This is a genomic window from Vallitalea guaymasensis (genome assembly GCF_018141425.1).
Lineage (GTDB): Bacteria > Bacillota > Clostridia > Lachnospirales > Vallitaleaceae > Vallitalea > Vallitalea guaymasensis.
The window spans coordinates 2,820,493-2,832,724 of record NZ_CP058561.1; the positions used below are offsets into that span (position 1 = coordinate 2,820,493).

Here is a 12,232-nt window from a genome sequence, read left to right on the forward strand (position 1 = left end):
AAGGAAGAATTTTTATGGCAAATAATAAGACGATAAAAAAGGTTCTTAACTTATTAGATGAGAATTATCCCAAAGACATAAAATGTTATTTAGACCATGAAAACCCTTGGCAATTACTTATTGCTACTATATTAAGTGCTCAATGTACTGACGATAGAGTTAATATTGTAACTAAAGATTTATTCAGGAAATACACATCTGTCAAAGATTTTGCTGAAGCAGATATAAGTGAACTGGAACAAGATATTAGATCAACTGGTTTCTATAGAAATAAAGCTAAGAACATTATTGGATGTTGTAGGACATTATTAGAACAACATGATGGACAAGTCCCGAAGGATATAGAGAAACTAGTTAAACTTCAAGGGGTAGGGAGAAAGACAGCTAATGTAATTAGAGGAAATATCTATAATATCCCAAGCATAGTTGTAGATACACATGTAAAACGTATATCAAAAAAATTAGGATTCACTGAGTATACTGACCCTGTTAAGATAGAATTCGATTTGATGGAAATATTGCCAAAAGAGCATTGGATTAGATATAATACCCAAGTAATTGCTCATGGACGAGCTATATGTACTGCTAGAAGTCCAAAATGTGAAAGATGTTTTTTACTACCTTATTGTAAAACAGGACTTGAGAATATGATTAATGTTATTGATGAATAAATTAGCCTATATGCCCTAAGATATTGTAAAAACATTCAAATCATGATACTATAATGTAGGTTATAAAAAGAATAATTAGCTAATTTAATACTTGTCATTATTTTGTTATGACATATTATTTTAGTGTTATATCAAATAAAATATTTCATGCTTGCTTTTAAGGTAAGATAGGGAGGATGAACATGGAAAAACCAATAATAATTGGCATTGCTGGAGGTACTGGTTCAGGTAAGACAACTCTAGTGAATAAACTAAAAACTGTATTAGGTAACGAAGTAGTCGCTTTAACACATGATTATTATTACAAGGCAAATGCTCACCTTGAATTTGATGAGAGAAAAATGCTTAATTACGATCACCCTAATGCATTTGATACGGATATTTTAATAAGTGATTTAATCAAGTTGAAGAATGGTGAATCTATACAACGTCCTATCTATAGTTTTGTGAAACATACGAGAGAAAAAGAAACAGTTACAGTAGAGCCAAAAAAAGTAATTATTATTGAAGGTATCTTAATATTTGAGAACAAGGACTTAAGGGATTTGTTGGATATTAAGGTGTATGTGGATACAGATGCTGATGTACGTATTATCAGAAGGGTTCTTAGGGATGTAAAGGAAAGAGGAAGAAGCCTCGATTCCGTTATTGACCAATATCTTAACACTGTAAAGATAATGCATGAGGAATTCGTGGAACCAAGTAAAAAACATGCAGACATTATTATACCAGAAGGTGGTTATAACGAGGTGGCATGTTCAATGCTCATTGATAAGATTAGAGCACTACTTAATGAGTAAACCTAATAAAAAGAGAGGTATTTAAAAAGTGTGTATTATTAATATAAACGCTGAAAATATTGATTATGAAAGTGCTCTGGGGAAATTGGGGAATTCAATAAAATTATATAAAATAATTCTAGTAGGCTTTAAGAATAAGTATGCTAATGCATATGATGACCTGGTAACATTAGGCATAGAAAATAACTATACAGAAGCGAAAATTTTATCACATAGTTTAAAGGGGGTTTGTGGTAATCTTGGAGCTAATAATCTGGAAATTATATCTAGGGAGCTTGAATATTCCTATTTAAATGAGGATAATAAACACTTACAATTACTAGATGCCTTTAAACAAGAGGTCCATGTGGTTTTAGAGGATATAAATAGTATTTTAGAATGTATTGATGGAACTAATGAGTCTAAATAAATTTTAGCCATGAACTGAGGTGTCATTATGAAAAACTTTGTAGCATTTGATATAGAGACTACAGGTATAAGCCCGATGGATAGTAGAATTACTGAAATTGGAGCAGTTAAAATAGTTGATGGTAATGTAGTAGATGAATTCAATCAGCTAATAAACCCAGAAATATCAATTCCTGACAATATCGTATCACTTACTGGTATTACTGACGAACTAGTAAAGGATGAACCTACAATCAATTTTGTCTTACCGGATTTTATTGATTTTTGTAAAGGATTTGATATACTTGGTCATAATATAAAATTCGATTTCAGCTTTATAAAAACATATGCACTAAAATTAAATATGACTTTTGAAAAAAATGCCCTTGATACATTGACCATATCAAGAATGGTATTAAAGGATTTGCCTAGCAGGAGATTGGGCTGTTTATGTGATTACTATAGAATAGATTATCTAAATGGTCATCGTGCATTCAATGATGCATATGCTACATATCAGTTATATAATCAGCTTAAAACGGATTTTTATGAAGGGAATAAGGAATTATTTATTCCAAAACCAATCTTGTGGAAACCTAAGAAAACTTCTGCAATTACATATAAACAAAAAGCTTATCTGGCTGCACTAATAAGAAAACATAATGTAGTCCTTGATAAGCAGATTGACGAATTATCTAAAAGTGAAGCCAGTAGAGCTATAGATAATATTATTAATACATATGGTAGAGCAAAATAAATATAAAAATTGAATTAAATAATCAAAAATTATAAAGAGCTTAGAGCATTTAATATTTTATCCTTCAACATAAAATCAGTATTGTTGATTTGTGAGTATAGGGAATTAAAGCTCTTAGTATCTTTTTTTATTTTATATAATTTTCCAAGCAATATGTAATGATTACTGATATCAGTTTTGATATTTACGCCTATCTCTAAAACCTGAACGGCGGCGTCTATTTGATTGTTTTCGTATAATAACTTTCCCCACTTGTATAGATGTTTTATAAGCATTGTATAATGTTCTTCATACATGATAAGAGTATCTAAATTGGCAGTACCGTACTCTATTTTAAGGTCGGTATTTGTTTTGCCGTGAAAATTGACTATTTTATGTTCTAATAATTCTAGAACTTTATTTTGAGTATATATTATGTCATTAGAACACTCTTCTTTAGTTAAGATAGGTAATTCATTTTTATCAATATAAATATAATCAAGATTTTCAAGGGATTTTTTTCTTGTGAACATTGCCTTTTCTTCTCTTGCCCAAAAAGTTTTACTGGTATTCTTTATTGTTTTATCAGCTTGGGTCATTTTTAATTTGATAACAATAATTAGTATGATGAATGATAATAAAAAAATTGGTATTGGCATTATATCACCTCGTTTTGTCAAAAATAACTTCTTTTATCTTTTGACTAATAGTGTTATTATAATATATAATTAGTAGTAACTCAATGTTTATGAATATAAAGAACTAGTATATAAATAAAAAAGGGTATAAATTATTATTCATGGAGGGAACAAGATGAACATATTCAGAAATAGAAAATTTATGAAAAGAATAGCTATAGTAATAACTGCAATAATGGTTGGCAGTGCTGTTGCAATAGCATTGATTCCATTTATAGCGTAAATTCGTTTGATAATAACACAGGGGACTATGGGAGAGATGTATTAACCGATAGTCCCCTTTTTATAGTTTTTAATTGAATTGTTTATAATTACCTAGAATCTTGAAATGATGACAATCCTTGGACATCTTCTCAAGAGCTTTTCTAATGATGTCATTATTGATATTACCTTCAAAATCAATATAGAAATTATACTCCCAAGGAGTATTTCCCCTAGGTCTGGACTCTATTTTTAACATATTGATATTGTTTTCTGCAAAATGCTTTAGAACGTGATACAAAGCTCCCGCTTTATGTTCTGTAGATAATACTACACTGATTTTATTACAATCTTCATTAACCATTAATTTCTTTCCTAATATTATGAAACGTGTAGTATTGGTATTATTAGAATTTATATTTGATGCTAATATGTCTAGATTGTACAGTTGAGCTGCTTTTTTACTGCCTATTGCTGCTATTTTTTTATTTCCCTGCTTCATAATGTATTCAGCGCTTTTGGCTGTATTATAATAGGGTACAAGCTTCCATTTATAATTATTCAAGTAATTCTTGCTTTGCTCAAATGCTTGGGGGTGAGAATATACTTCCTCTATATCTTCCATCTTACAGCCTTTTATTCCCATAAGATTATGGTTGACTTTAACATGGGTTTCTCCAACGATATGACATTCATACTTATTAATTAAATCATAAACATCGGAAATAGCTCCTGTAGAAGAATTTTCAATAGGAAGTACACCATATTCTATTGTTCCAGATTCTAATGAGGTACATATATCTTCAAAATTCTTAACTGCTATTGTATGAACTTCTTCTCCAAAATAATTATATAATGCTTCTTCCCCAAAAGCGCCTTTAACACCTTGAAATCCTACTCGTAATAATGACATGAAATCACTCCATTCAGGTATATTTATAATTGAATTTTAGTCTTAACTAAATTAATATTAATTTTATAAAGGGTATTAACTAATAAATATACAGAAACATTAGTATAAAGTCAAATGTTTATATATTTAGTTTTAATTAATATAATATGTATTATTAGTACAATATACTCTAATAAATCATTAAAATAGTCTTTGTTGAAAAATGTAATAGAATATTTTATAATTATAGTGATTGAAAATTTATAATATGGTGATTATGATGCTAAGACGAATGTATACAACAATTAGCCAAAGTATAAGAAATATGAAGATATTCTATAAATTAATGTGGTATATCATTTTTATTGGTATGATACCGATTATTACATTCAGCATATCATCATATAAAAATACTCATAACCAAGTAGAGCATCAATTATTTCAGAGTAGTGAACAATTATTTAATAAATACATAGATGGTATTCAATTCAAATTGAACGTATATGAAAATCTGACTTGGGGAATTATTGTCAATGATTCAGTTCAAAAAATTCTATCAGAAGCAGATAGATGGCAGCAAAAAGATGTAAATAAAGTACACGAAAAGATATCCAAGAATATAGATATAATGTATAAAAGCAAGAGGGTCAATGGTATTTATAATATAATGCTGTATTCTCTTGATCCTAATTTTCCTAGAGATGGTCATAGTGTCTCTAACATAAGTATGATATCTGAAGAGCCCTGGGGAAATAAAATGAATGTTGACAGTAAGGAAATGACCACTTTTTTCTATGAGGTGCCAACGTTAGATGATAACATAGTTTCAATCGTAAGACCTATCATCGATATTGCCAGTGAAAAATGGAATATCATAGGTTTGTTGAAAATAGATATATTGGATAGGGAATTGTTTGGGCTTAATAAGAAGACTGACAATGATTATAAAAACAGTTTGTATATAATAGATGATGAAAATAAATTAGTCTATTACGAAGGGGATTTACAATACAAAGAAGATGGATTGAAGACAATCAATTCATTACATACAGAAAACAATACATTGACTTATAGACAAGTGCTTCAAAACAAAGATGTAGTTTTCTATAAAAAGGTAAATCGGTATAATTGGAGAGTTTTCTTTGTAACCCATTATTCCTCCATTTATGAAGTGATAGAAAATGAAACCAAGAGTATAGTCATATATGGTATCATCGTAACCTTTTTAGTCATTTTGATAACAATATTATTTTCTAAGAAATTTTCAAGCAGAATACAGGTTTTATACAAAAAGATGTTAAAGGTTCAAAAAGGAGACCTTGAAATAACTGAAAATGTTATTGGTGAAGATGAAATAGGAGAACTAGATAATTATTTTAATGGTTCAATAGAAAAAATAAAATCACTCATAAGAGAAAATTATATAGAAAAAATAGAAAAAAGGGAAGCTGAACTGGTTGCACTACAATTTCAGATTAATCCACATTTTCTATACAATACATTGGAATCCATCAATTATATTGCTGAAATTTATGACTGTAATGAAATATCTATAATGAGTCAAAAGTTGGGAGAGATGTTCAGATACAGTCTCAATAAGGATTCAGAAGAATTTGTTATGTTTTATCAAGAAGAAAATCATATTAGGAATTATATTGATATCCAGAATATCAGATTTGATGATAAATATAGTATTATAACTAATGTAAGTGAGGAAATCAAGAAATATAAGATACTAAAGTTCATTTTACAGCCTATAGTTGAGAATGCTATAAAATATGGTTTTAGAAATAGGGAAAAAGGTACAATTAAAATAGAAGCTGAAGTGGTTAAAAAATACCTGATGATGACTGTTACCGATGATGGTATTGGAATTAGTGAAGAGATGTTATCGGAGATAAATGAATTCATTAATGATATGTCATTCAATCTAGACCAAACTCGAGGAAAGAGCATAGGCTTAAGGAATGTGAACTTGCGAATTAAAATGACTTGTGGAGATGAATATGGAATAGAAATAAAGAGTGTTATAGGTAAAGGAACTAAGGTTATTTACAAATTGCCGATTTATTTATGATGGGGGGCATGATATGTATACTTTATTAGTTGTAGAAGATGAAAAATGGATTCGTAAAGGTCTTGTACATAAACTTAAAAAAGTTGATTTGCCGTTTGGAGAGATTCATGATGCTAGAAATGGTATTGAAGCCATAGAAATAATAAAAGACAATGATATTGATATAATCATTACTGACATCTGTATGCCAGATATGGATGGTATAGAATTGATAAAGAAGGTAAAAGAATTCAATAAACACATAGAGTTCATTATTATCAGTGGTTATTCAGAGTTTCGATATGCTGAAGCGGCTATCAATATGGGTGTGAAGAGTTATCTTTTGAAACCTACTACAGATGAAGATCTAATGTCAGCTCTTGATAAAGTGATTTCTCGTATAGAAGAAAAAAGACAATACAATAACTTATCAAAAGAAAATATTAATATAAAGATACGTAATGAGAAATTGACCTATGAAAATGAACTGAACTATTTATTAAAATCAAAAAAGCATGACAGTAAATTCTTACAAGATAATTATCCTATTATGTATAATAGTAACCAATATCAATTGATTATACTGAATATCAACTATGATGTAAAAGGTGAATGCAAAAATAATTACTATGACATTGAAGACGTGAAGACTAAGATATTTGATTATCTGGTTACTAATATTCATTTAGACAATTATTATGCATTCAATAACATGGATATACTGAATCAAATATTGATTCTGATATGGGGAGATGCAGAAAAGTTAAAATTGACTGGTGACAGTATAAGTAAAAAATTATTCTATGATTGTTTATCTGGAGAGCAGATTTCCAAGACCATAGGTATCAGTACTATACTTACCCTTATTGATAATGAACTTTATAAATCAGCCAAGAAAGCTCTTGATTTAAGACTTATCTATGGTCTTAATAAAATCTATACTGGAGAGCATATTGACTTATCAAATGAATTCTTGTTCCCTAAAAATGAATTGAAGCTACTAAAGAAAAATATTGAAAGAGGATATATCAAGAATGTTGAAGTACTGCTACAAGAAATATTTTCAAAAGATAGATTCAGAGAATCTAATGCTGGGAACTTGTACTTCTTATATTCAGAGGTAGTAAATACTATATATGAGACATTATATTCTACAAGTGTAGATATACAGAAGGTTACTCAATACGATTTATCACAATATGATATTATGAACTATGCCAATAGACTAGAAGATATTTCAATATATCTATATAGACTCATTGAGAATAGACTGATAATAAATAAAAAGACACCTATAAATTGTCGGGAACTGGTTGATGAAATTACAAAATACATTGACATGCATTATGAAGAAAAGATCAACGTAAAAAGTCTAGCGGCTAGATATGGAATCAACCCTAATTATTTTTCTACTATATTCAAGGAGCAATTAGGAGTAACATGTACTAAATACATTACAATGAAGAGGCTGGAGTATGCGTGCAGAATGCTTAGAGAGACAAATATCAATGTTGAAGAAATAGCCGAGAGTGTAGGTTATAGCGATCTTCAATACTTTTATAGAGTGTTCAAAAAAGAATTTAATTATACTCCTATGGAGTATAGGAATGGGGCTGTCTCGTAATATTTTACGTTACGAGAACAGCCATTTTATATTTCTTAGAGATTTGTCCAATGGTATCCTAAGAAAAATCCATTAGATTATTAGTCTTTTACTTATATAATCTATATATGTTGAATGAATAATGAAGGAGGATATGGTGATGAAGAAATTAAAAGTATTTCTAGTTCTAGCTTTTTTTGCGACATTCTGTATGGTGACACAAAACGCCAATGCACAGCAGCCTTATGCATCATATTGGTATCCAAATGAATTACTGGAGTGGACACCAGAGACAGATGAGGATTCAGCGTTTAATAGAGGAGTAATTCCTTTGGAAAACCGGTTTACTGGAGATGGGGTTAATAGTAATGCAATGGCAGAGCCAAAGATTCAGATATTGGCTACTATGAATCCAAGTACAAGTGATAATCCATCCCAAGGGTCAGATGTATTTGATAGGTATACATTCAACTATTGGCAGTATGTGGACTCATTAGTCATGTGGGGTGGTTCAGCTTCTGAAGGTATAATCGTTACTCCTAGTGCAGACGTAATAGATGCAGCTCATAAAAATGGAGTTAAAGTTTTAGGTTGTGTCAATTTCCAGCCTGATTATTATGGTGGTCAATTACAATGGGTAAGAGAAATGATACAAGAAAATCCTGCAGGGGTATTCCCTGGTGCAGATAAGCTTATTGAGGTAGCACAGTACTATGGATTTGATGGATGGTTCATGCATGAAGAAACTCAAGGTGCTACTTCGGCAGATGCAAAACAGATGCAGGAGTTCATGAAATATTTCCAGGATAATAAGCCAGAAGGAATGGAGCTTCACTGGTATGATTCAATGAGCAAAAATGGAAATATCCAATATGAAAATGCACTTACAAGCAATAATGAAATGTTTTTCCAAGACGGAAATCATGTAGTTACTAATGGATTTTTTACAAACTATTGGTGGAATGATATGTCTTCATCACGTGATAAGGCTATCAGCCTAGGTAGAAGTCAGTATGATGTGTATGCAGGAGTTTATACTGAGGCTAATGGTTATAATGAACCAAGTGGTCAATTCTATGTTGAGTGGGATGGAGTTTTTCCAGAAGGTCAGGAAGCTAAGACTTCCATAGGAATCTATAGACCTGACTGGACATTCAGAAGTTCTTCAGATGGAGATGATTTCTATGCTAGGGCAAATCGTTTTTGGGTAGGAAAAAACAGGGATCCAAGAAATAATGACACATCAGATTATTGGAAAGGTATAGCTCATTACATAATAGCAAAATCACCAATTGACAGTCTTCCATTTACAACTAATTTTAATACTGGTAATGGACACATATATGCGGTAAATGGAGAAGTGAAGCGTAACAGAGATTGGAATAACAGAAGCTTGCAGGATGTTCTGCCTACATGGAGATGGATTGCAGATAGTACTGGTACTCCTTTATATCCAAGTATTGACTGGACAACTGCATATTATGGTGGAAGTTCATTAAAAGTAAGTGGTGTGTTAAGTCATGATAATGCAACACATCTCAAGCTCTACAAAACTTATCTTCCAATAGATTCTAACACTAACTTATACATAACTTATAAAACACCATTGAATGAATCACATATGCAGGTAGGTATTTCTTTTGAAGATAATAAGGATCAATTTATTTATCTGGATGCAGGAGTATCTACACCAAATGAGTGGACAACAAAAACAATATCATTAAGTGGATTTGCCGGTAAAACAATAGAAAAGATATCATTAAATTTTGATAGTGATACTACTATAGCAGACTACACAATGAATGTAGGGCAAATATCCATAAGAAATACAGATTCAAGCATACTTCAACCAGTTTCAGGGTTGACAATTGTAAATAATGACATTAGAGAAGGTTTATATGCAGATGCAAGATTAAAATGGAACAAACTTGATGGGGATGTTGAAGTATATGAAGTTTATAGAGTGAAATCTGATAGTACAAAAGAATTTATTGGGGCTACACCTAATAATGCATATTATGTGTCAGAATTGCGACGTGATGGTTATGAAACTGAGACAACTCTAGAAGTAATAGCACTTGATAAGAATTATAATCATGGTCAAGTGGCTAATGTATCGTTTCAGTGGCCACCATATCCAACTCCAGTAGCAGATTTTACAGTAAGCAAGACGTTGATTAAGCCTAATGAAACAGTTACATTTCATAATAAATCTACAGAAGCTACCCAGTCAATTACCTGGAATTTTACAGGAGGTTCACCAAGTAGCAGCAGTGAAGAGAATCCACAGGTAACTTACATTACTGAAGGTATTTACAATGTAACTTTAACAGCAACTAATGAAATGGGAGAAGATGTTGAGACTAAGGAAGAATTGATTGTAGTTTCTAATGACATAACAGTAAGTAATATAGCTGTTTCCAAAAACGCTACAGCAGATACCTTCGTTTCAGGAGAAGAACCATCAGGAGCAGTTGATAATACAGTAAGTACTAAATGGTGTGCAACAGGATCAGAACCTCATTGGCTGGTAGTAGAGCTTGGTTCAGAATATGTTCTTAGCGAGTTTGTTGTCAAGCATGCTGAAGCAGGAGGAGAAGGCTCAGGCTACAATACAAGCGATTATAAAATACAAGTCAGCAACGATGGAACTAATTGGACAGATGTAGTTGATATGAAGGGTAATACATCAGGAATCAGTAATCATGCTATAGCCCTTACATCTGCAAGTTATGTAAGATTATATATAACAGATGCAGGAGGAGATTCAGCTGCACGTATTTATGAGTTCCAAGTAATGGGATACAAAGACAGTGGCTCATCAACATTACCAGGAAGCTTTGACTTATTATCTCCAGCTAATGGTTCAAGCTGGATATCCCGCAACAATACTTATTTTGATTGGGGAGATTCAATGAATGCTTCCAGCTATCAGATTATTGTTGATGATAATAATGATTTTGTAAGCCCTGAGATAAATATATCAGATATTAATGAGAGTAATTATACATCTAATATAACACTAAACAGATTAACAACCTATTATTGGAAAGTTATTGGAACCAATAGTAACGGTTCTACTGAGTGTAACAGTGTATCATCTTTTAGAACTAGTTTCTTCTAACAAACAATTAATCTATAAAAGAGGCTGGTTTATATTGATGACAGCCTCTTTTATACTTGAACCTGCAAATTTAGGGGGAAGATAATGAAAACAATGACAGCAAAGGCACCAAAAAAAATAGTGAAAAGTAATAAAAGATCAGTATGGAAAAGAATATGTAAATACAAGATATTATACCTGTTTTTGTTACCTGCCATAGTATTCTACTTTGTTTTTGGTTACATACCAATGTATGGGGTAACTTTAGCCTTCAAAGACTTCAGATTTGATACTGGGATTTTAATGAGTCCCTGGGTAGGATTAAAATACGTTAGAAAATTTTTTACTTATTTCCAATTCGAATTATTGATACGAAATTCATTTGTCATCAGTTTTTTGAAACTGCTATTAGGTTTTCCAGCACCGATCATATTAGCATTAATGCTTAATGAAGTTAGAATCAATAAGTTTAAACGAGTAATCCAGACGGTAACATACTTACCATATTTTGTATCATGGGTAGTTGTTGCTACCATATTCAGCAAATTCTTATCTCCACATCAAGGACTTTTCAATGATATAAGAATGGCTATGGGTAAAGAACCAATATTCTTTTTAGGGTTTGCAAAATGGTTCTATATTGTGATTATATCTTCTGATATATGGAAGAATATAGGATTTAATTCAATTATATATCTGGCAGCTCTTAGCAGCATAGACCCTATGTTATATGAAGCTGCTGCTATAGATGGAGCCAGCAAATGGAAACGGCTGATTCATATCACTTTACCGGGTATCATGCCTACAGTTGGGATATTGTTCATATTGAGCATGAGCGGTTTGTTAAAAGCAGGATACGAACAGATTATTCTATTCCAGCAACCGCCTACAATCCCAGTATCCGAGGTTTTGGAAACATATTCAGTCAAGGTTGGTTTGCAGCAAGGTCAATATAGTTATGCTACTGTAGTCGGATTGTTTCAGTCTATTGTATCTCTCATATTGATTGTTGTGACTAATCGTATAGCAAAAAAAGTTTCCAATACATCTCTTTGGTAGGTTTCATATGACAATGATTGGAGTGA

At 31.2% G+C, this 12,232-nt stretch carries 10 protein-coding genes; 8 read left to right on the forward strand and 2 right to left on the reverse strand.

Features of this window, described 5'->3' with window-relative positions:
• Positions 1 to 14 precede the first annotated feature (14 nt).
• The 4 genes from nth (at position 15) to HYG85_RS12520 (ending at position 2,615) form a co-directional block, all read left to right on the forward strand.
• Entirely contained in the window at positions 15 to 671 is a 657-nt protein-coding gene (gene nth, locus HYG85_RS12505) for an endonuclease III (RefSeq protein ID WP_212689927.1), read from the forward strand.
• 182 nt (positions 672 to 853) lie between these two features.
• A complete protein-coding gene (udk, locus tag HYG85_RS12510; RefSeq protein ID WP_113673247.1) occupies positions 854 to 1,471 on the forward strand; it encodes a uridine kinase in 618 nt (205 codons plus the stop codon).
• Between the two features lie 28 nt (positions 1,472 to 1,499).
• Positions 1,500 to 1,880 (forward strand): Hpt domain-containing protein, encoded by a 381-nt coding sequence (locus HYG85_RS12515; protein WP_212689928.1) that lies wholly within the window; start codon positions 1,500 to 1,502, stop codon positions 1,878 to 1,880.
• A 27-nt stretch (positions 1,881 to 1,907) separates the two neighbouring features.
• Positions 1,908 to 2,615 carry a 3'-5' exonuclease gene (locus HYG85_RS12520; protein ID WP_212689929.1) on the forward strand — a complete coding sequence of 236 codons (708 nt, stop codon included), beginning with the start codon at positions 1,908 to 1,910 and terminating at the stop codon, positions 2,613 to 2,615.
• Between the two features lie 29 nt (positions 2,616 to 2,644).
• On the opposite strand, the gene HYG85_RS12525 is transcribed toward HYG85_RS12520, so the two are convergent.
• Together HYG85_RS12525 and pheA are read right to left on the reverse strand one after the other, a co-directional pair.
• Positions 2,645 to 3,253 (reverse strand): hypothetical protein, encoded by a 609-nt coding sequence (locus tag HYG85_RS12525; RefSeq protein ID WP_212689930.1) that lies wholly within the window; start codon positions 3,251 to 3,253, stop codon positions 2,645 to 2,647.
• A 331-nt stretch (positions 3,254 to 3,584) separates the two neighbouring features.
• Positions 3,585 to 4,406 (reverse strand): prephenate dehydratase, encoded by an 822-nt coding sequence (pheA, locus tag HYG85_RS12530; RefSeq protein ID WP_212689931.1) that lies wholly within the window; start codon positions 4,404 to 4,406, stop codon positions 3,585 to 3,587.
• Positions 4,407 to 4,665: 259 nt separating this feature from the next.
• Between pheA and HYG85_RS12535 the strand changes: the two genes are divergently transcribed.
• The 4 genes from HYG85_RS12535 (at position 4,666) to HYG85_RS12550 (ending at position 12,206) form a co-directional block, all read left to right on the forward strand.
• Entirely contained in the window at positions 4,666 to 6,462 is a 1,797-nt protein-coding gene (locus HYG85_RS12535; RefSeq protein WP_212689932.1) for a sensor histidine kinase, read from the forward strand.
• Between the two features lie 13 nt (positions 6,463 to 6,475).
• The gene (locus HYG85_RS12540; RefSeq protein ID WP_212689933.1) at positions 6,476 to 8,065 is read left to right on the forward strand and encodes a response regulator transcription factor; all 1,590 of its coding nucleotides are present in this window, start codon (positions 6,476 to 6,478) and stop codon (positions 8,063 to 8,065) included.
• A 139-nt stretch (positions 8,066 to 8,204) separates the two neighbouring features.
• Entirely contained in the window at positions 8,205 to 11,168 is a 2,964-nt protein-coding gene (locus HYG85_RS12545) for an endo-beta-N-acetylglucosaminidase (protein ID WP_212689934.1), read from the forward strand.
• 84 nt (positions 11,169 to 11,252) lie between these two features.
• Positions 11,253 to 12,206, forward strand: coding sequence for an ABC transporter permease (locus HYG85_RS12550; RefSeq protein WP_212689935.1), 954 nt, complete (start codon positions 11,253 to 11,255; stop codon positions 12,204 to 12,206).
• The last annotated feature ends 26 nt before the right edge of the window (positions 12,207 to 12,232 follow it).